18 protein-coding genes and 2 tRNA genes are annotated in these 20128 nt (G+C 73.0%); 12 read left to right on the top strand and 8 right to left on the bottom strand.

Annotated elements, in window-relative coordinates:
• Positions 1–499 precede the first annotated feature (499 nt).
• The gene (locus tag V1L54_RS00625) at positions 500–2305 is read left to right on the top strand and encodes a putative bifunctional diguanylate cyclase/phosphodiesterase (RefSeq protein ID WP_443076443.1); all 1806 of its coding nucleotides are present in this window, start codon (positions 500–502) and stop codon (positions 2303–2305) included.
• Positions 2306–2325: 20 nt separating this feature from the next.
• Here V1L54_RS00625 and V1L54_RS00620 read toward each other — a convergent pair whose 3' ends face one another.
• The 3 genes from V1L54_RS00620 to V1L54_RS00610 form a co-directional block, all read right to left on the bottom strand.
• Entirely contained in the window at positions 2326–3492 is a 1167-nt protein-coding gene (locus V1L54_RS00620) for an LLM class flavin-dependent oxidoreductase (RefSeq protein ID WP_330115797.1), read from the bottom strand.
• Positions 3493–3573: 81 nt separating this feature from the next.
• Complete coding sequence (locus tag V1L54_RS00615) at positions 3574–4359, bottom strand: maleate cis-trans isomerase family protein (RefSeq protein WP_330115796.1); 786 nt, start codon at positions 4357–4359, stop codon at positions 3574–3576.
• An 89-nt stretch (positions 4360–4448) separates the two neighbouring features.
• Positions 4449–5450 carry a maleate cis-trans isomerase family protein gene (locus tag V1L54_RS00610; protein ID WP_330115795.1) on the bottom strand — a complete coding sequence of 334 codons (1002 nt, stop codon included), beginning with the start codon at positions 5448–5450 and terminating at the stop codon, positions 4449–4451.
• Between the two features lie 219 nt (positions 5451–5669).
• Here V1L54_RS00610 and V1L54_RS00605 point away from each other — a divergent pair, with 219 nt between their 5' ends.
• Together V1L54_RS00605 and V1L54_RS00600 are read left to right on the top strand one after the other, a co-directional pair.
• Positions 5670–6647, top strand: coding sequence for a D-2-hydroxyacid dehydrogenase (locus V1L54_RS00605; protein ID WP_330115794.1), 978 nt, complete (start codon positions 5670–5672; stop codon positions 6645–6647).
• Complete coding sequence (locus V1L54_RS00600) at positions 6644–8155, top strand: amidase (protein ID WP_330115793.1); 1512 nt, start codon at positions 6644–6646, stop codon at positions 8153–8155. Before V1L54_RS00605 ends, V1L54_RS00600 begins: the two co-directional genes overlap by 4 nt.
• Here the strand turns inward: V1L54_RS00600 and V1L54_RS00595 are convergent.
• Positions 8136–8636, bottom strand: a complete 501-nt coding sequence (locus V1L54_RS00595; protein ID WP_330115792.1) for a DUF3830 family protein — start codon at positions 8634–8636, stop codon at positions 8136–8138. The genes V1L54_RS00600 and V1L54_RS00595 overlap by 20 nt on opposite strands.
• 134 nt (positions 8637–8770) lie before the next feature.
• On the opposite strand from V1L54_RS00595, the gene ehuB reads away from it, so the two are divergent.
• The 6 genes from ehuB to V1L54_RS00565 all read left to right on the top strand — a co-directional run bounded on the left by ehuB (position 8771) and on the right by V1L54_RS00565 (position 13060).
• Positions 8771–9730: an ectoine/hydroxyectoine ABC transporter substrate-binding protein EhuB gene (ehuB, locus tag V1L54_RS00590; RefSeq protein ID WP_443076411.1), complete on the top strand. Its 960-nt coding sequence runs from the start codon at positions 8771–8773 to the stop codon at positions 9728–9730.
• The gene (ehuC, locus tag V1L54_RS00585; protein WP_330115791.1) at positions 9727–10473 is read left to right on the top strand and encodes an ectoine/hydroxyectoine ABC transporter permease subunit EhuC; all 747 of its coding nucleotides are present in this window, start codon (positions 9727–9729) and stop codon (positions 10471–10473) included. Before ehuB ends, ehuC begins: the two co-directional genes overlap by 4 nt.
• Complete coding sequence (gene ehuD, locus V1L54_RS00580; RefSeq protein WP_330115790.1) at positions 10470–11120, top strand: ectoine/hydroxyectoine ABC transporter permease subunit EhuD; 651 nt, start codon at positions 10470–10472, stop codon at positions 11118–11120. Before ehuC ends, ehuD begins: the two co-directional genes overlap by 4 nt.
• Positions 11110–11913, top strand: a complete 804-nt coding sequence (gene ehuA, locus V1L54_RS00575; RefSeq protein WP_330115789.1) for an ectoine/hydroxyectoine ABC transporter ATP-binding protein EhuA — start codon at positions 11110–11112, stop codon at positions 11911–11913. The genes ehuD and ehuA overlap by 11 nt, the downstream gene beginning before the upstream one ends.
• A 254-nt stretch (positions 11914–12167) precedes the next feature.
• Positions 12168–12926, top strand: coding sequence for an IclR family transcriptional regulator domain-containing protein (locus tag V1L54_RS00570; protein WP_330116107.1), 759 nt, complete (start codon positions 12168–12170; stop codon positions 12924–12926).
• A 60-nt stretch (positions 12927–12986) separates the two neighbouring features.
• Positions 12987–13060: transfer RNA gene (locus V1L54_RS00565), tRNA-Lys, on the top strand.
• A gap of 83 nt (positions 13061–13143) precedes the next feature.
• Here V1L54_RS00565 and V1L54_RS00560 read toward each other — a convergent pair.
• The 3 genes from V1L54_RS00560 to V1L54_RS00550 form a co-directional block, all read right to left on the bottom strand.
• Positions 13144–13641: a phospholipase gene (locus tag V1L54_RS00560; protein ID WP_330115788.1), complete on the bottom strand. Its 498-nt coding sequence runs from the start codon at positions 13639–13641 to the stop codon at positions 13144–13146.
• Positions 13642–13882: 241 nt separating this feature from the next.
• Entirely contained in the window at positions 13883–14476 is a 594-nt protein-coding gene (locus tag V1L54_RS00555) for a lytic polysaccharide monooxygenase auxiliary activity family 9 protein (protein ID WP_330115787.1), read from the bottom strand.
• Between the two features lie 91 nt (positions 14477–14567).
• Complete coding sequence (locus V1L54_RS00550) at positions 14568–15236, bottom strand: nucleoside/nucleotide kinase family protein (RefSeq protein WP_330115786.1); 669 nt, start codon at positions 15234–15236, stop codon at positions 14568–14570.
• 157 nt (positions 15237–15393) lie between these two features.
• On the opposite strand from V1L54_RS00550, the gene V1L54_RS00545 reads away from it, so the two are divergent.
• Positions 15394–15467, top strand: a tRNA-Lys gene (locus V1L54_RS00545).
• Between the two features lie 107 nt (positions 15468–15574).
• On the opposite strand, the gene V1L54_RS00540 is transcribed toward V1L54_RS00545, so the two are convergent.
• Positions 15575–15724 (bottom strand): hypothetical protein, encoded by a 150-nt coding sequence (locus V1L54_RS00540; RefSeq protein ID WP_330115785.1) that lies wholly within the window; start codon positions 15722–15724, stop codon positions 15575–15577.
• Positions 15725–16124: 400 nt separating this feature from the next.
• On the opposite strand from V1L54_RS00540, the gene V1L54_RS00535 reads away from it, so the two are divergent.
• On the top strand, positions 16125–18110 hold the full coding sequence (locus V1L54_RS00535) for a glycosyltransferase family 2 protein (protein ID WP_330115784.1): 1986 nt from the start codon (positions 16125–16127) through the stop codon (positions 18108–18110).
• A complete protein-coding gene (glxA, locus tag V1L54_RS00530; RefSeq protein ID WP_330115783.1) occupies positions 18107–20083 on the top strand; it encodes a radical copper oxidase GlxA in 1977 nt (658 codons plus the stop codon). Before V1L54_RS00535 ends, glxA begins: the two co-directional genes overlap by 4 nt.
• Positions 20084–20128: the final 45 nt, after the last annotated feature.

Genomic DNA, 20128 nt, shown 5'->3' with positions numbered 1-20128 from the left:
GGGCCCGCCGAAGCCGCCGTCGTCCGGCGGGAGCGCGGGTATGCCACGCGTCCCGTCGGCCCGATCGGCTCGGCGCGTCCTGCGCACATCGTCCTCCCGCGGTGTCTCGGGGCACGGCACCCACTGTGGAGCCTCCGTTCCCCGGGTGCCCCGTTCCGCTAGGCCGTACGAGTGAGACCCCACAGGATCACCGTCAGTAACAATCGGTCATCATCGGTCGGTGGCGCGAAATTGCCGCGCAGGAACGATCAGCCTGTCGAAAGCGCGTCCACAGAGTCCGTCACACGGGTGCGGAACACCGTGCGCGACACTGGCTCGCCCACCCGACAAGCCTCTATGATCGCCACATTTCCAGGGCGGATTCCCCCCAATACGGCCGCCGGCCCACCGCCCGAAGCCACCCCCATGAGACGAGTCCCCCCGGGAGCGATCGGTGAATGGATCCTTCGACGGACCGGGCAGAAAACCGGTCGGCAGTCCCGGCACGACAGCGTCGGACATCACCCACAGTAGCCACTCCGGGGAGCCGCGGCCTTCCGCTTCCCCCGGCACACCTCCCGACACTCCTCCCGGCGCGCCCCCCGATCCGGCGGCCTTCCGCACCGCCTTCGAGGCCGCCCGGCTCGCCATGGCCCTGATCGACGGCGCCGGCCGGGTGGTGGTGGCCAACCAGGCGCTCGGCCGTCTGCTGGGCGCCCCCGCGGCGGAGCTCACCGGCACCCCCGTCACCGCCCTGGCCGGCATCGGCCTGGACGACCGGGCCCGCGCGGACTGCCAGGCCGTCCTGGAGGGGCGCAGCACCGGCATGAGCCTCACGCACCGCCTCAAGCACGAGGACGGCCGCTCCCTGTGGACCGAGGTCACCGTGGTGCCGGCCGACCGGACCGCCCCACGCCCCGGGGCCGGGGCCGGGGACCGGCCCGCACCGCGCCCCGGCACCGCGCTGCTGTCCGTCGCGGACGTCAGCGAGCGGCACGACCTGCGGCGGCGGCTGCGCAGGCTGCAGACGCACGACCCCGTCACCCGGCTGCCCAACCGGATCCTGTTCTTCGAGCGGCTGTCCGCCGCGCTCACCGGGTCCGCCACCGGCCGGGTCGGGCTGTGCTACCTGGACCTGGACGGTTTCAAGGCCGTCAACGACACCCTCGGCCACCGGATCGGCGACCGGCTCCTGGCCGCGGTCGCCCGGCGGCTGCGCCGGTGCGCCGAGCCGGGCGGGCATCTGGTTGCCCGGCTCGGCGGCGACGAGTTCGCCCTGCTAGCCGAGGCCTCGACCGGCACCCAGCCGCTGACCGAGCTGGCCCAGCGGATGCTGGCCGCGCTCCAGCAGCCGTTCGACCTGGCCGGACACCGGCTGGCCGTCTCCGCGAGCATCGGGGTGGTGGAGCGGCCCGTCGCCGGCACCACCGCCACGGAGCTGATGCAGGCCGCGGACACCACGCTCTACTGGGCCAAGGCGGACGGCAAGGCCCGCTGGACCCTCTTCGACCCCGAGCGCAACGCCCACCGGGTGGCCCGCCAGACCCTGTCCAGCACCCTGCGCCCGGCGCTGGAGAGCGGCGAGTTCGCGCTGGAGTACCAGCCGATCGTCTGTCTGCACGACGAGACGGTCGCCGGGGTGGAGGCGCTGGTGCGCTGGCGGCATCCGCAGTTCGGCACGCTCGGCCCGAACCAGTTCATCGGGCTGGCCGAGGAGAACGGCGCCATCGTGCCGCTCGGCCGCTGGATCCTCGCCGAATCGTGCCGCCAGGCCCGCCGCTGGCAGCTGGAGCGCCCCGATCTGCCGCTGTACGTCAGCGTGAACGTGGCCGTACGGCAGGTGTGGGACTCCGACCTGGTGGCCGATGTCGCCGCGATCCTGGAGGAGACGGGACTGCCCGCGGGGCTGCTGCAGCTGGAGCTGACCGAGTCGGCCGTGATGGGCTCGGCCGGCCGGCCGCTGAAGGCCCTCCAGGCCCTCTCGGACATGGGGGTGCGCATCGCGATCGACGACTTCGGCACCGGCTACTCCAACCTCGCCTATCTCAGCAGGCTCCCGGTGCGCGGTCTGAAGCTGGACGGAACGTTCGTGCGCGGGTTCCGCACCGCCCAGACCGTCAATCCCGCCGACGAGACGATCGTCACCTCACTGGTCCAGCTCGCCCACAACCTCGGTCTGACGGTCACCGCCGAGTGCGTCGAGGGCTCCGCACAGGCCGACCGGCTGCGGCGGATCGGCTGCGACACCGGCCAGGGCTGGCACTACTCCAAGCCCGTGCCGCCCGACCGCATCAGCCGGCTGCTGGTGGCCGGCGGACGGCCGTAGCCCGGCCGGGCCGGAGCCCGTCAGAGGCCGTAGGCGTCGGCGATCAGCTCGAAGCCGCGCACCCGGGCGGCGAGGCCGTGCACCGGCGAGGAGATCATCAGCTCGTCCGCGCCGGTGCGCCCGACCAGCTCGTCCAGACCCGCGCGGACCCGTTCCGCCGTGCCGTACACCAGGTCGGACAGCCAGCCGGCGACGAAGTCGCGCTCCGCCCCGCCCATGCCCCGCTCGTACTCCGCGGCCTCCTCCGGGCCGGGGACCAGTCCCGGACGGCCCCTGCGCAGCCACAGCACCGTCAGCGCGGCGGTCATCACCTCGCGGTACGCCTCCTCCTCCGTGTCCGCCGCCAGCGCCCCGACGCTGATCAGCGCGTACGGCTCGGCCAGCACCGCCGACGGCCGGAACGACGTGCGGTACAGCTCCAGGGCGGGCAGGGTGGCGGCGGCCGAGAAGTGATGGGCGAAGGCGAACGGCAGTCCGAGGCTCCCGGCGAGCTGTGCGCTGAAGCCGGAGGAGCCCAGCAGCCACACCGGCGGCCGGCTCACCGGCCGCACACCGCCGGGCACGCTTCCCTGGACCGGGCCGGGCACGGCGTGGATACGGGCGTGGGGGTGGCCGTCGGGGAAGTCGTCGTCGAGGAAGTGGACCAGCTCGTCGAGGAGCCGCGGGAACTCGTCGGCGAGCCGGTGCGGGTCGTCGGTGCGGCGCAGCGCGGCGGCCGTCGCCCCGTCGGTGCCGGGGGCGCGGCCCAGGCCGAGGTCGATCCGGCCGGGGGCGAGCGCCTCCAGGGTGCCGAACTGCTCGGCGATCACCAGCGGCGCGTGGTTGGGCAGCATCACTCCGCCCGAGCCGAGGCGGAGGGTGGTGGTGTGGGCGGCCAGATGGGCCAGGATGACGGCGGGCGCGGAGCTGGCCACCCCGGGCATGGAGTGGTGCTCGGCCACCCACAGGCGGTGGTAGCCGCGGCGCTCGGCCAGCCGCGCGATCTCCACGGAGGTGCGCAGGGCGTCGGAGGCGGTGTGCCCGGTCCCGACCATGGCCAGGTCGAGGACGGACAGCGGGACGGGCGCGGCGCCGCGGGCCGTGCCGCGGATGGCGGCACCGGCGGCACCACCGCCCGTGGCGTCGCCGTCCGCCGCACGGCCCTCCGTCCCACCGTTCCTGGTGCCGCCGTCGGTCGCGGGATCCATCGCGGGCTGCCTCCTCGTGGTACGTGCGCGCCGCGGTCGCGTACCGCGTGCGGTAAGGAGACAGCTCCCCCGGCCGGACCGTTATTCCCGCAGGTCCGCACGGTCCGAATGGCCCGAATGGTCCGGCCGCCCGCCGGGCGCCCGCCCGGCGAAGAGCGCGCCCAGGGCCGGGCAGTACGCCGTGCGGCCCAGCAGCCGCAGGCCCTCCCAGACGGTGACCTGGTTGGCGGTGAGCACCGGCTTGCCGAGCTCGGCCTCCAGCTCGGGCAGCCAGGCGGCGGTGTGCAGCGCGGTGTCGGGCAGCAGGACGGCCGCCGCGTCCGGATGGTCGCCCGCCCGGGCCAGGGCGAGCACCTCCGCCCGCCCCCAGGTGCCGACCTCGGCGGCGGTGATGATCCCGGCGCCGCGCACCGAGACGACCTCGGCGCCCGCCGCCTTCAGGAAGACCCGGAAGTGCTCGGCCACGTCCTCCGGATAGGTCGCGGCGATCGCGACCCGGTCGGCGCCCAGCGTCCGTACCGCGTGGGCGAAGGCGAAGGAGGTGCTGGACGCGGGCAGGCCGGCGACCTCGGACAGCTCGCGCGCCTGCCGGCGCGCGCCCTCCCAGCCGAAGACGAAGCTGGCGCTGGTGCAGGCCCACACCACAGCCCGCGCACCGCGCTCGCGCAGCTCCGCGACCCCGGCCGCCAGCCGGGCCGCCGACCCCATCTCCAGCAGCGCGTCCACCCGGTGCGCGTCCTCACCGATGTCGGTGTGCACCAGCGGCAGCCGCACCGCCGTGCCGGCCTCGCCGAGGATCGCCTCCAGCCGCGGGTAGTCGTCCTCGGCCGAGTGGCCGGGGTAGAGAAAACCGACCGTGTCTGCCATCCAGTCCTCCCGATCCGTATCCGTGGTGCATGCCGGTCTTGTCCTTCACGTGCGGACCCGTGTGCGGACCGGTCGCCGGGCCCGCCGGCTCAACCGGGCGGCAGGAGCCCCGGATCGTCCGGAAAGGGGGGCGGCTCCGGGCCGTCCGCCGCGTCCACCGCGTCCGGCGCCGGGCCGGCCGCCGGCCCGGCCAGGGCCGCCTCCGGCTCCGGGGGGCCGGGGACCGCGGGCCCCGGCACCCCCGGCAGCTCGGACAGCCCGGACAGCCGGGGGAGTTCGGGGAGTTCGGGGAGTTCGGGGAGTTCGGGGAGTTCGGGCATGCCGGACATCGAGGCCGGACCGCGCCGCGCCACCGGATCCAGCAGCGCCTGGTAGGGGCCGACCGCCCGCTTGCCGATGCGGCGCAGCGCCGACCAGAGGGTGACCTGGTTGGCCGACAGCACCGGCATCCGCAGCTCGGCCTCCAACTGGGGGATGGCGTCGTACGTGGGCAGGTTGGTGCAGCTGATGAAGAGGGCGTCGGGAGCGCCCACCGCGGCCTCGTGCGCCATGCCCACCACATCGCGGTACGGCACCCGCCAGATCTCCCGGGTCAGCCCCAGGTAGCTGCGGCCGGTGACCTCGATCCCGGCCTCGCCCAGGAACGCCTCCAGGGAGTCGGTCACCGACCCGGTGTAGGGGGTGACCACGGCGACGCGCCGCGCGCCGAGCTCCGTCAGCGCCTCCAGCAGGGCCCCCGAGGTGGTCAGCGCGGGGATCTCCCCCGCCTGCGCCATGGCGGCGCACATGGCGCGCTCCCCGCCGGTGCCCGCCACGAAGGAGCCGGAGGTGCAGGCGTACGCCACCACCTCCGGTGCCACGGCGCTCAGCGCCCGTACGGCCTCCCTGAGCGTCTCGTGCTCGCTGACGAGCCGGGCCAGGTCGAGGCTGACCTCGACGGGGACGAAGGGGGTACGGGTCAGGTGCAGCGAGACGTCGTCCGGGACCCAGCGCCACAGCTCCCGGTCGAGTGCGAAGTCGAAGGGCGCGACGACACCGATGCCGCGCTGCGGATGCGGACCGCCGGGACCGCCGAGAAACGAGACATCCATGAGCAACCCCTAAGAGGGTGTGGGGTGGCCAGGGGCCGATGACGGGGAAAAGCCGGCCGGAAGGGGCCGGGACGCCGGGGCAGATGCCTTCGTTGACGAAGGTAGTTACTTGTCCCTACCGTGGTCAATCCTCGCGTCTGTTTCCCCGTGACGCGTCCCCACTTCCAACGGACCGACTCGTATACTCACCCGCCCTCGTTGCGAAACGGTTTCCTCCTCATGTCCGTCTCCACTGTTCTCGTTCTCGGTGACGAGCCGCCGCCGAAACTCGACCGGCTGGCCGGTCGCGCCCGGGTGCGGTACGCCGACGAGAAGTCGCTGGCGGAGCTGCTGCCCGCCGCGGACGCGCTGCTGGTCTGGGACTTCACCTCCGACGCCGTACGCCGCTCCTGGCCCGGACCGGGCCGGCGGCCGGGCTGGGTGCACACCGCGAGCGCCGGGGTGGACCGGCTGCTGGGCTGCCCGGAACTGGTCGGCTCCCAAACGGTGATCACCAATGCGCGGGGGATCTTCGACCGGCCCATCGCCGAATACACGGCCGGTCTGGTACTGGCCATGGCCAAGGATTTTCCCGGAAGTTGGAAATTGCAGAACGAACGGCGCTGGCGGCACCGGGAGACAATTCGACTGGCCGGGACTCACGCGATCGTCGTAGGTTCCGGTCCCATCGGCCGGGAAATCGGCCGAACTCTTCTGGCACTGGGTGTCGAAGTGGAGCTGGTCGGCCGCCGGGGCCGCGACGGCGACCCGGATTTCGGGCGGGTTCACCCCTCCGCCGCGCTCGGCGGACTGCTTCCGTCCGCCGACTGGGTGGTGTGCGCGGCCCCGCTCACCACGGAGACCACCGGCATGTTCGACGCCGCCGCCTTCTCCCGCATGAAACCGGGGGCCCGCTTCGTCAACGTCGGACGCGGCGCCCATGTGGTGCAGGAGGATCTGGTGGCGGCGCTGGCCTCCGGCCGGCTCGCGGGCGCGGCGCTGGACGTCTTCGCCGAGGAGCCGCTGCCGCCCGACAGCCCGCTGTGGGACACCCCGGGTCTGCTGGTCTCCCCGCACATGAGCGGTGACACCCTCGGCTGGCGCGACGCCCTGGCCGAGCAGTTCTGCGACAACTTCGACCGCTGGGCGGCCGGCGAGCCGCTCTTCAACGTCGTGGACAAACAGCTGGGCTACGTACCGGACAGGAGCGCCCGATGAGCAACTCCACCACTGACGCACCCGGTGTCCCCGGCGCTCCCGGAGCCGCCGGCGACCTCACCCGGCTGACCGCCGCCCGGCTGGTCGAGGGCTACGCCGCGCGTGAGTTCAGCCCGGTGGAGGTGGTCCGCGCGGTGCTGGAGCGGTCCGAGAAGATCCAGCCGGCGGTGAACGCGTTCGTGCGGATCGACGCCGAGTCCGCGCTGCGGCAGGCCGGGGAGTCGGCCGAGCGGTGGCGGCGCGGCGAGCCGGCCGGGCTGCTGGACGGGGTGCCGGTGACGGTGAAGGACATCCTGCTGCTGCGCGGCGGCCCGACGCTGCGCGGCTCGTGGACCGTCTCCGCCGACGGCCCCTGGGACGAGGACGCCCCCTCGGTCGCCCGGCTGCGCGAGCACGGCGCGGTGTTCACCGCCAAGACGACGACCCCCGAGTTCGGCTGGAAGGGCGTCACCGACAGCCCCCGGCACGGCGCGACGGGCAACCCGTACGACCCGGCGCGCACCGCGGGCGGCTCCAGCGGCGGCAGCGCGGCGGCGGTGGCGCTGGGCGCCGGGCCGCTGAGCCTGGGCACCGACGGCGGCGGCTCGGTGCGCATCCCGGCGTCCTTCTGCGGGATCTTCGCCCTGAAGCCGACCTACGGACGGGTGCCGCTGTACCCGGCCAGCGCCTACGGGACGCTGGCGCACGTCGGCCCGATGACCCGGGACGCGCGGGACGCGGCGCTGCTGATGGACGTGATCACCGGGCCCGACCCCCGGGACTGGTCGCAGCTCGGGCCGGTGCCGGGCAGCTTCCGGGACGGGCTCGGCGGCGGGGTCGCCGGGCTGCGCATGGCGTACTCCCCCGACCTCGGCGGCCGGCCGGAGGACGCACCGGAGCCGTCGCCCGAGGTCGCCGGGGCGGTGCGGCGCGCGGTGGAGGTGCTGGCGGAGCTGGGGGCCGAGGTGGAGGAGGCCGATCCGGGCCTGCCCGACGCGGTGGAGTCCTTCCACACCCTGTGGTTCAGCGGCGCCGCCCGGGTGACGCAGCACCTGGACGCCGAGCGGCGCGCGCTGCTGGACCCGGGGCTGCGCGAGGCCTGCGAGCAGGGCGCGTCCCGCAGCGCGCTGGACTACCTGGCCGCGGTGGACGTGCGGATGGCGATGGGCAGGCTGATGGGCGTCTTCCACACCCGGTACGACCTGCTGGTCACCCCGACCCTGCCCATCACGGCCTTCGAGCTGGGGCACGAGGTCCCGCCGGGCGCCCCGTACCGCCGCTGGACGGGCTGGACGCCGTACACCCACCCCTTCAACATGACCCAGCAGCCCGCCGCCTCCGTGCCCTGCGGCACGGACGGCGCCGGGTTGCCTGTCGGGGTGCAGCTGGTGGGCGCGCGGCACGCGGACGCGCTGGTGCTGCGCGCGGCGCACGCGCTGTACGAGGCGGGGGTCGCCGACATCCCGCCGCCGCCGGTGCCGGCGGCGGCGGGTGCCGGTGCCGGCGGCGTCAGGCCCGCCGGAAGCTGAGGGTCTCGCCCAGCGCGCCGGACCGCCACAGGTCCTGGCAGGCGTCCGCCATCCGGTCCAGCCCGTCCACCACGCTCCCCCAGACGATTCCCGGCACCCAGCCGGCGTCACCGTTGATCAGCAGGTTGTTGCGCTCGTAGAACAGCGCCAGGTCCACCACCGTCCGCCGCCCCCGGTGCGCGGCACCGTTCTCGTAGCCGTACGAGGCGGTGCCGAGCTGGACGTCGGTGAAGGTGAAGTAGCACAGGTCCCCGGGGATGGGGGTGACGGTGGGGTTCTCCAGCGGCGGCTCGGCCGGGGCGAACACCGGCAGGAGTGTGTAGATCTCGTTGCGCGCGTACTTGGCGTGGTAGACGTCCCCGCCCAGCGGGAGGGCGTTCCACACCGCCTCGCAGGTGAGGGGCGCGCGGTCGTCGAGCAGTTTCGCGGTGCAGGTCACGCCCCGCTTTTCGAGCGACACTTCGATGAAACGGTCTGCCATTTCACTTCCTGTCCGTCGATTTCACTGCCAATACTGACGCAGCGCCCCACCCGGACAGTCAAGCCCGCAACGCCCGTATCAAGGGCTGGAAACGACAGGCATATCTTCCGCCCATCCGGGGTAGTGGCGCGCGCATGGCTCCACCACAGGGGAACGAGACAGGAAAAACGGACAACGACAGAGCACCTGACGGCCGGACGGGAGCCGGCCGGCGGATAAGCCGCCGCTCCCTGCTCGCGGGACTGACCGCGCTGGGAGCGGCGGGCGCGATGGGCACGGCGGCCGGCTGCAGCCGGGTGCCCGAGGCCGGCAAGGCCGGCGAGGGGAACCTGCTGGAGCGCCTGCGCGCGCAGGGCACCGTACGGCTGGGCATCGCGGGCGAGGTGCCCTACGGATACATCAACAAGCAGGGGGAACTGACCGGCGAGGCGCCGGAGATCGCGAAGGTCGTCTTCAAGCGGCTGGGGGTGGAGAACGTCGTTCCGGTGCCGACCGAGTTCGGGTCGCTCATTCCGGGACTGCGCTCGCAGCAGTTCGATGTGGTCTCCGCGGGCATGTACATCAACCCCGACCGGTGCGAGCAGGTCATCTTCTCCGATCCCGAGTACGTCATGCTCGACGCCTTCATCGTCCGCAAGGGCAACCCGAAGGACCTGCACAGCTACGAGGACATCGTGGAGAAGGGCGCCAAGATGGCGACCGGCACCGCGTACGCCGAGATCGACTACGCGGTGGCCGCCGGGGTCGACCGCGGCGACATCCTCATCCTGCCCGACCAGGTCGCCGGGCTGGCGGCCGTGGAGCAGGGCCGGGCGGACGTGTTCGCCGGAACCTCGCTGACCGTCCGGCAGGTGGTCGAGGGCAGCGACCGGGCCGAGGCCACCGAGCCCTTCCAGCCCATGGTGGACGGCGAGCCCGCGATCGGCGCGGGCGGCTTCGCGTTCCGGCCCACCGCCACCGTCCTGCGCGACGAGTTCAACAGGGAACTGCACAGGCTCAAGGAGAGCGGTGAGCTGCTGGAGATCATGCGGCCCTTCGGTTTCACCGAGGACGAGATGACCGACCTGACCGCGAAGGAGCTGTGCGCCTCATGACCTGGGCCCTGTGGGAGTCCTACATGCTCCCAGGCATCTGGATCACCATCCAGGTGACGGTGTACAGCGCGGCGCTGGCCGCGGTGGTCTCCTTCGCGATCGGCATGGCGCGCACCTCCCAGCTGTGGATCGTGCGCTTCCTGGCCGGCGCCTACTTCGAGATCTTCCGCGGCGCCTCGGCGCTGGTGTTCATGTTCTGGCTGTTCTTCGCCCTGCCGATCGCCTTCGGCTGGCAGCTCGTCCCCATGTGGGCGGGTGTGCTGGCGCTGGGCCTGACCTACGGGGCGTACGGCTCGGAGGTCGTGCGCGGCGCGCTGGCCGCGGTCGCCCCCGCCCAGCGCGAGGCGGGCATCGCGCTGAGCTTCACCCGCTTGCAGCGGCTGCGGCGCATCGAGCTGCCACAGGCGTGGCCGGAGATGGTCCCGCCGTTCAACAACCTCTCCATCGAGCTGCTGAAGGGCACCTCCCTGGTCTCGGTGATCAGCGTCGCCGACATGACCTTCGCGGCCAACCTCATCCGGTTCACCACCAACGAGAGCGCCCCGATCTACACGATCCTGCTGCTGATGTACTTCGTGCTCGCCTTCCTCATCACCCGGCTGATGCGCCTGGCCGAACGGAAGGCGAAGGCCGGGATCGGGCAGGAGCCGCCACCGCGGGAGAGCCTGCTGGGCGGTATGCGCCGCCGGTCGAGGACCGCCGACCCCGTCACCGGGGCCGTCATCACGGGGGGCAGGCAGTGAACTGGAACTGGGACGTCGTCGGCGACTTCATGCCGCGCTTCTGGGACGGGCTGCTCGTCACCCTCCAGGCGCTGGTGTTCGGCTCGCTGCTGGCCTTCACCCTCGGTCTGGTGTGGGCGATCGCGCAGCGCTCGAGACAGGCGTGGATCCGGATGCCGGTGACCGCCGTCACCGAGTTCATCCGCAACACCCCGCTGCTGGTGCAGCTGTTCTTCCTCTTCTACGTGGTGCCCGAGTGGGGTCCGGCCATGTCCCCGCTGGTGACGGGCGTGATCGGACTGGGCCTGCACTACTCGACGTACACCGCCGAGGTCTACCGGGCCGGCATCGACGGGGTGCCCGCCGGGCAGTGGGAGGCGGCCACGGCGCTCAGCCTGCCGCCGGTGCGGACCTGGACGGCCGTGATCCTGCCGCAGGCGATCCGCCGGGTGGTGCCCGCGCTGGGCAACTACGTCATCGCCATGCTGAAGGACTCGCCGCTCATCGCGATCATCGGCGCGCTGGAGATGCTCGGCGAGGCCCGTGCCTACGGCTCCGAGACCTTCCGCTTCCTGGAGCCGATCACCCTCGTCGGCATCGCCTTCATCGTCATCGCCTACCCGGCTTCCCTCCTCATCCGAGCTCTGGAGCGTCGTCTTGCCCGCTGAGACCACCCACACCAATCCCGCCTCGGACGGCCGCGAGCTGATCCTCTTCGACAAGGTGACCAAGCGGTTCGGCGACCATGTCGTCCTGGACCAGCTGGAGTTCAGCGTCTCCGCGGGGAAGCACGTCACCCTCATCGGCCCCTCCGGCTCGGGCAAGACCACGATCCTGCGGCTGCTGATGACCCTGCTGAGGCCCGACGAGGGCACCATCCTCGTCGACGGCGACCACCTCTTCCACGAGGAGAAGGGCGGCAGGCTCGTCCCGGCGGGCGAGAAGCACATACGCGAGGTGCGCAAGAAGATCGGCATGGTCTTCCAGCAGTTCAACCTCTTCCCCAACATGAAGGTGCTGCGGAACATCACCGAGGCGCCCGTCCACGTCCTGGGGCTGGGCAAGGACGAGGCCGAGCAGCGGGCCCGCGAACTGCTGGAGATGGTCGGGCTGACCGAGCACATCGACAAGTACCCCTCGCAGCTCTCCGGCGGACAGCAGCAGCGGGTGGCCATCGCCCGCGCGCTGGCCATGCGGCCGCAGGTGCTGCTGCTGGACGAGGTGACCTCGGCACTCGACCCCGAGCTGGTCGCCGGTGTGCTGGACGTGCTGCGGGACATCGCGCACAGCACCGACATCACCATGCTCGTCGTCACCCACGAGATGAACTTCGCCCGCGACATCTCGGACGAGGTGCTGATGTTCAACGAGGGGAAGGTCATCGAGTCCGGACCGCCGGAGAAGATCTTCAACGACCCGGACCACGAGCGCACCCGGGAGTTTCTCAGCGCGATCCTCTGATCCCGGCGCCCGACCGGAGTACGGTGGTCCGCGTTTCGGAAGCGGGCCGCCGGCCAATGCTTCTGGGCACGGGGCGGTGGCGGCCGCCCGCCGCCGCCCCGCGGGCGGCGGACGATCCGCGGACCCGACCGGCGCCGGCTCCCCGCCGGGGCGGTCCCGCCCCTGAGAGGGACACCGTGACACTGCTGGACTTCCCCGGGGACCTCCCCCCGGAGCACTCCCCGGACCGGACGCCGGGCCACGCGCCGGACCGGGTGCCGGAGCACGACACGGGGCCGGTGCCCCTGGGGTCGGTGCGGCACGCGCTGCGCGTCCTGGAGGCGGTCGCCGCGCACGGGGAGGGCATGACCGGGGAGCTGCTGGCCCGGGAGACCGGGCTGGCGCCCGCGCACCTCGCCGGCCTGCTGCGGATCCTGCACCGCGAGCGGTACCTGGAGCGCCTCGCCGACGGCACGTACGCCGTCGGCGAGGCGGCGGCGCTGCTCCGCGGCGGCGGGGACCGGGAACAGACGCTGCACGGACGGCTGTGGCGGACGCTCGCCCGGCTGCGGGACACCCTCGGCGCGGCGGTCTGCCTGGGCCGCTACCGGGACGGCGAGCTGGAGATCGTCCTGTCCGCCGAGAGCCCGGGCGCCCCGGCGCCCGACGGCTGGCCGGACATCCGGGCCACCGGGCACGCCACCGCGGTGGGCAAGTGCCTGCTCGGCCAGCTGGACCACGAGGCCCGCCGGGACCATCTCGCCCGGTACCGGCCGATCCGGCTGACCCCGTACACCGTCGCCGACGAGCGGGCGCTGCTGGGCGCCCTGGACCGGCAGCCGCCGACCGTACCGGTCCTCGACCTGCGGGAGTGCTCGCTCGGCACGGTCTGCGCGGCCGTGCCGGTCACGGCCGGGGCGACGGTCGGCTCCCTGGGGCTGGCGCTGCCCGTCGAGGACGCCCACCGGCTGCGGCGGACCGCCGAGGAGCTCAACACGCACGCCGCCCGGATGCTGCTGCCGCTCGCCCTGTGAGCGGGCACCGCCGGCGGGCGGGTATCATCGGTGCCGACGGCGCGCTCGGGCGCGCCGCGGGCGCCGCTAGCTCAGTTGGTTAGAGCAGCTGACTCTTAATCAGCGGGTCCGGGGTTCGAGTCCCTGGCGGCGCACCGGAGGCCGAGGGCCCCGCACACGGTGCGGGGCCCTCGCCGTGTCCGTGAGTCCGTGAAAGGCTCCGGCGGCGGTGCGCCGGTCAGGACCGGGTGTCGCGCGAGCCGTCCACCGCGGGGGTGTGCCCGAACTTGTCGACGGCCTGGTAGTAGATCCAGGCGGTGCTGTCGCAGGAGGTCCTCGTCGCTCCGCTGTAGCGGGCGCACACCCGCTTGAGGTCGGCGTGGAAGGCGTTGTCCAGCCGGGCCTTGTTGGCGTCGAAGGAGCCGGCCGCCTTGTAGTTGCGGTAGCCGAAGTCATGGCGGGCGCAGGCGGTCTGGAAGGGGAAGCCGAAGGGGTTGTCGGGAGAGCTGCTGCAGTAGTCGGTGGACCAGTCGAAACCGTAGGCGCTCCAGGCCCCCCGGTCGTTCCGGGCGGACAGCCAGGCGTCGTGGCTGCTCGCGCTCGTCTGGGTCCAGCCGCTGAGCACCCGGGGCTTGTCGGCGGGGGCCGCGGTGGCGGGCCCCGCCAGGCCGAGCAGGGCCGCCGTGGCGACGGTGGACAGGGACACGGTCAGGGACACGGCGGATCTGCGGCGCATCGGGGACCTCCGGAAGCGGGAGCGGTGGGGCGCCTCGGCGGAGTCCGGCGAGGCGGGGAGCCTTCGGAAGGGGTATCACCCGCACCCCGGCACTGTCATGTACAGATTCAGCCAGGAGTCCGATATCCGACCACCATTGACCGGATAACTGCCCCGGGCACGGCGGGCGTGCCTGCCCCGGAACGCCGCGGTGGGGACGGGCCCGGGGCCCGCCCCCACCCGGAACCGGCTTCCGGCGCGATCAGAACTCGACGTCGGAGCAGGAGTAGAACGCGTTGGCCGTGTCATGGACGGTCCAGACGGCCAGGATGAGGTGCCGGCCGGACTTCTGGGTCGGAAGGCTGCCCTGGTGCCGCTCGGTGGCGGCGGGCTGGCGGCCGCCCATGTGCACCGTCATGAACGGCTGCGGCTCCAGGTCGGCCCGGGTGAGCGGCTTGTTCGGGTCCCAGCCGTTCTTGGTGATGTAGTACTTGAAGTCGGTCGTGCTGTGCCGCGCGGTCATCTTCCAGGTGAAGGTGAAGCCCTGGCCGGGGGTGAGCTTCGTGGCGGGCCAGTTGCCGCCGCGCGGGTCGTCCAGCTGGGCGAAGCGGGAGTTGCCGCCCGCGCAGATCCGGCCGTCGGCGGGACCGGCGGCCGGGAAGCCCTTGGGGCCCTCGACGCTCTGGGGCTCCCACTGGATGCCGCCGCAGTCGCCCACTGTGCCGTTGGCGCAGTGCGCCTGCCGGCTCAGCGGCGAGTCGACGTAGCCGTGTGCCTGGGCGGTGCCGCCGGTGGCGAGCACCGTCGTCGCGGCCACACCGAAACCGATCAGGGCTGTGGTGATCCTCTTACGCATTGTCGCGCTCCTGAACGTGGGGGGGCTTCCGGTCCGCCGGGGCAGGCCGGAAGGGGAGTCAGGTCTAGACCAAGACTGACCGTAATCCTTCCTACTGGTCATGTCCAGACCAAACGAAGGAGAGAGCCACCCACGGAGCGTCCCGCGACGCCTCGACGATGCCGGCGTTGGGCATGTCGTTGGTCCGCACCCAGTCCCGGGCCGCCCGGTCCGTACGGCCGCCCGCGAGCTGGCGCTCGACCAGCCGCCGGCGGCGCTCCTCCGGGTCGGCGTCGACGTACCACAGCTCGTCCAGGCACTCGCGCGCCCCGGACCAGCCGGGGAGCTCACAGGCCAGGTAGTTGCCCTCGGTCACCACCAGCCGGGTCCCGGGACGGACCACGTGCCGGGCCGCGACCGGTTCGTCCAGCGCCCGGTCGAAGTCGGGCACGTAGACGTCGTGCTCCGGTTCGTCCACCAGCCGCCGCAGCAGGGCCGCGTAGCCGTGCACGTCGAAGGTCGGCGGCGAGCCCTTGCGGGCGGCCAGCCCCAGCCGGTCCAGCTGGGCGTTGGACAGATGGAAACCGTCGAGCGGCACGTACGCCGCCGCCCGCGGCCCGTACCGCTCCCGCAGCCGCGCCACCAGCGCCACGGCGAGCGTGGACTTGCCCGCGCCGGGCGGTCCGGCGAGCCCGAGCACGGCCCGTCCTCCGCTTCCGCGGGCCGCCAGCCCCCGGGCCATCGCCGCCAGCTCACCGGTACGCATCACTCGGGACATCATCACGAGGAGTATGCACGCGTGCCGCCGGGTGTCCCGGAGCCGGGGCCGGGAACGGACCGTGCCGGCTGCGGGAGCCGGCACACCGCGAGGTCGGGTATGCTGGTTCCCGCAGGTCGGCACGGTCCGGCGCCACACGGCGCGGGTCCGGTCCCTGCGGGCGCCGCTAGCTCAGTTGGTTAGAGCAGCTGACTCTTAATCAGCGGGTCCGGGGTTCGAGTCCCTGGCGGCGCACCCGTTCGCTCCGGGCCCCCACCGCCTCCGCGGTGGGGGCCCGGAGCGTTTCCCGTGCCGCGGGCCCGGCAGGCCCGGCGGTCCCGTCCGCGGCGTCGGCCCGCGCGTCAGTCGATGCCCCGGCAGATGTGCTGCTCGCCCTCGTCCTCGTCGCCGTCCCCGGCCAGCCGCAGAGGCGGCGGCGGAAGGCCCGGCTCGTCGAGCGCCCGCACCGGCGCGGGCAGTCCGTCGGCTTCCGGTTGCACTGTGTCATACATGGCGGAACGACAGCCTCCTGATCCGGGGATTCCGGCTCCGGGTACCTCGCGCCCGGCTCTTCAATCCCGGCCCGGTCCGACTCGCTCGGATGGCGGAAGGTTCCGCTCCCGCTCCGACACTTTCGATCACGCTCTGTTGCGGGCATGCGACTGCCTGCCATCATGAGTCCCGCCGTCCGGGGCGGGGCAGGGGTGGCCGGCCGGCCACCGCCTTCCGGCCGGCGGCCGAAGGACATCGCCTCCGGCGGGGAGACCGGGGGCGGGAGGTCCCGGGCCGCGGCGCGGAAGCCCCGCGGTCACGGGAACACGTACCGAAGTGCACCGCGCCACGGCAGGGGAGCCGGAGCGCGGGGCATCAGTCGAGGGCGCGCGGTCCGCCGCGCGCGGGGGGTTCGAAGTCATGACGCCGACGCCTGCTGGCGCCGGGCAGCCGCAACGGCCTGCCCCGGATCCGTCCCGGACGGTCACACTGCGAGTACCCCGCCGGCTCCGCCGCGGCCGGGAGACCGGCGACCGCGGCGGAGGGGCGCGGTGGCACGAGGCACCACCGCGCTACGACTACGAGCACTACAGCCGGCTCGCCGGCCCGCTCACCCGGCCGGATCCGGACCGGCCGTACCGGGTGCGCTACCGCGGCCTGCTCGCCCGGGAACCGCACCGGATCGGTGCCGCCCTGCTGCTGGGTGCCGCGCCGCTGGTCTCCCTCGGGCTGCTGGTCTGGCTGCTGCAGCCCGGCCACTGGACCAGGCGCGACGACGGCGCGGTCTCCGACCTGGTCCTCAAGCTCGACGTCGTGATGCTGGTCTCGATCGGGCTGATCGAACTGTTCCGCACCCTCAACGTCCTCTCCAACGCGCACGCCACCCTGGTGGCCCGCGACCCGGTGCCGGTGGTGCCCGAGTCCGGCACCCGGGTCGCCTTCCTGACCTCCTTCGTGCCCGGCAAGGAACCACTGGGGATGGTCACCAGGACCCTGGCGGCGGCCGTACGGGTCCGCCACCGGGGGACGGTGCACGTCTGGCTGCTCGACGAGGGCGACGACCCCGAGGTGAAGAAGGTCTGCGCGCGCCTGGGCGTGCGCCACTTCTCCCGCAAGGGCGTACCCGAGTGGAACCGGGCCAGGGGCCCGCACCGCGCGAAGACGAAGCACGGCAACTACAACGCCTGGCTGGCGGCGCACGGCGACGACTACGACTTCTTCGCCTCGGTGGACACCGACCACGTGCCGCTGCCCAACTACCTGGAGCGGATGCTCGGCTACTTCCGCGACCCGGACGTCGGCTTCGTCGTCGGCCCGCAGGTGTACGGCAACTACGACACCTTCGTCACCAAGGCCGCCGAGAGCCAGCAGTTCCTCTTCCACGCCCTGATCCAGCGGGCCGGCAACCGCTACGGCGCGCCGATGTTCGTGGGGACCAGCAACGCGGTGCGGATCAGCGCGCTGAAGCAGATCGGCGGCCTGTACGACTCCATCACCGAGGACATGGCCACCGGCTTCGAGATGCACCGGGCGCGCAACCCGCGCACCGGCCGCACCTGGCGCTCGGTCTACACCCCGGACGTACTGGCCGTCGGAGAGGGCCCGAACTCCTGGACGGACTTCTTCACCCAGCAGCTCCGCTGGAGCCGCGGCACCTACGAGGCGATCCTCGGGCAGTTCTGGAAGGCGCCCTTCACCCTGCCGCCCGGCAAACTGCTCAACTACACGCTGCTGGTCGTCTTCTACCCGATGTCCGCACTCAACTGGATCCTGGCCGCGCTGAGCTGCGCGCTCTTCCTGGGACTGGGCGCCTCCGGGGTGCGGATCGACCCGGTGGTCTGGATGATGCTCTACGGCAACGCCTCCGCTCTCCAGATCGGCCTGTACGTCTGGAACCGGCGGCACAACGTCTCCCCCCACGAGCCGGAGGGCTCCGGCGGTGTCGCGGGCATGGTGATGTCGGCGCTCTCCGCACCGGTCTACGCACGCTCGCTGCTGGACGCGGCGCTGCGCCGCAGGAGCGGTTTCGTGGTGACACCCAAGGGCGACTCGGCCAGCCCGGACACCCTGTTCGGCACCTTCCGAATACACCTGTTCTTCGCCGCCGTGTTCGGCGGTTCGCTGGCCGGCTCCTTCTGGCTGGGCCACGACCATCCGGCGATGATCACCTGGGCCGCGCTCGCCCTGCTGATCACCGCGGCGCCGATCGCCGTCTGGCGCTGGACCCTGTGGCGGGAACGCGGCAGCCGGAGAAGGCGGCCCGGTCCGGACGCCCCGGCGGGTGCGGCGGCCGTACCCGCCGGGGCGCCCGCCGTCTCCACCGCGCACACCGCGTCCGGCACACCCGGCGTGCCCGCCGCGGCGGACGAGGCCCTGCAGACCGTCCCCGGGGGAGAGCACCGATGACGTACCGCCCGAGCCGCCGCTTCCGCCGGATCGCCATCGCCTCGGCGGTCGTCGCCGCCCTCGCCGGAGCCAACGGCCCGGCCCTCTACCGCTTCGGCGGCGAGGCCTGGCACGACCACCGGATCAACCAGCCCGGGTACAAGGCGGCCAACGGCCACTGGAGGACCGTGGACGTCCCGGAGAGGTACCGCGTCAACACCATCCACGCGGCGCTGCTGCACACCGGCAAGGTGCTGCTGATCGCGGGGTCCGGCAACGACGCCGAGCAGTTCCGGGCCAAGACCTTCCGCACGGTGCTGTGGGACCCGGAGAGGAACACCTTCGCGAACATCCCCACGCCCAAGGACCTGTTCTGCGCCGGACACACCCAGTTGCCCGACGGGAGGCTGCTGGTGGCCGGCGGCACCCAGCGCTACGAGACCCTCGAGGGCGACGTGGAGAAGGCCGGCGGCCTGATGGTCGTCCACAACGAGGACCCGGACAAGCCGGTGACCCTCCCGGCCGGCACCCGCTTCACCGGCCGCGCCAACGGGAGGACCTTCGCCTCCCAGGCCCCGGTCGTGGTGCCGCGCGCCAGGAAGACCACCGCCCCCGGGACGGGGAAGGTGACGGTCACCGTCAGCACCGCCCGGATCTACGTGGAGGCCCTGAGGAAGGGCCGGAGGCACCAGACCGGCACCCAGGACCAGTACCGCGTCCACGGGCTGAGGGGTGCCGACCGGCGGAACGTCTACGGGATCGCCCAGAAGCTCTCCTTCGACAAGAAGGACTTCCAGGGCATCAGGGACTCCTACGAGTTCGACCCGGTGGCCGAGCGGTACGTCAGGGTCGACCCGATGAACGAGGCCCGCTGGTACCCGACCCTGACCACCCTGGCGGACGGCAGCGTCCTGTCGGTCTCCGGGCTGGACGAGATCGGCCAGGTCGTCCCCGGCAAGAACGAGATCTACGACCCGGAGACGAAGAAGTGGTCCTACCTGCCGGAGGAGCGCTTCTTCCCCACCTATCCCGCCCTCTTCCTCGCCACCGGCGGCAGGATCCTCTACACCGGCTCCAACGCCGGGTACGGCCCCGCCGACGAGGGCCGCACCCCCGGCCTGTGGGACCTGCGGACCAACGAGTTCCGGGAGGTGCCCGGCATCGGGGACCCGGACGTCCTGGAGACCTCCATGTCGGTGCTGCTGCCCCCCGCACAGGAACAGCGGTACATGGTGCTCGGCGGCGGCGGGGTCGGCGAGAGCCGCAGGGCCACGGCCCGGACCGGCATCGTGGACCTCACCGGGCCCGAGCCGCGGTTCACCCCCGGCCCGGACCTGTACGCGCCGGTCCGCTACCCCAGCAGCGTGATCCTGCCCGACGACACCGTGCTGACCACCAACGGCTCCGGCGGCTACCGCGGCCGCGGCGGCTCCGACGTGCTGCGGGCCGAGCTGTACGACGCGAAGGCGAACACCGTCCGCGCGGTCGCCGACCCGCTGGTGGGCCGCAACTACCACTCCGGCGCCCTGCTGCTGCCCGACGGCCGGGTGATGACCTTCGGCTCGGACTCGCTCTTCGCCGACAGGTCCGACACCCGGCCGGGCGAGTTCCAGCAGCAGATCGACCTCTACTCGCCGCCGTACCTCTTCCGGGGGAGACGGCCCGAGCTGCGCGGCACCGGTGAGCCGCGGACGGTGGAGCTCGGCGGGCGGGTGACGTTCGCCTCGGAGGACGCGGCGAGAGTGCGGACCGCCCGGCTGGTCCGGCCCGGCTCCTTCACCCATGTCACCAACGTCGAGCAGCGCTCCGTCGCCCTGGAGTTCGAGCGGGCGGCGGACGGGCTGACGTTCACCCTCCCGGACGACCCGTCGCTGGTGCCGCCGGGCTACTACATGCTGAACGTGCTGGACGGCGAGGGCGTCCCGTCCGAGTCGGTGTGGGTCCGGGTCCCGGTCTCGCCGGACGCGGAGCCGGTCACCGTCGCCCCCGACTGAGCCACCGGGCCGGGGGCCGGGGAGCCGGACGCGCGCCGGGCGCGC

Source organism: Streptomyces rubellus (assembly GCF_036323805.1).
Taxonomy (GTDB): domain Bacteria; phylum Actinomycetota; class Actinomycetes; order Streptomycetales; family Streptomycetaceae; genus Streptomyces.
Note: the sequence above shows the minus strand (reverse complement) of the source record. Positions and strands in the feature narration are given on the sequence as shown.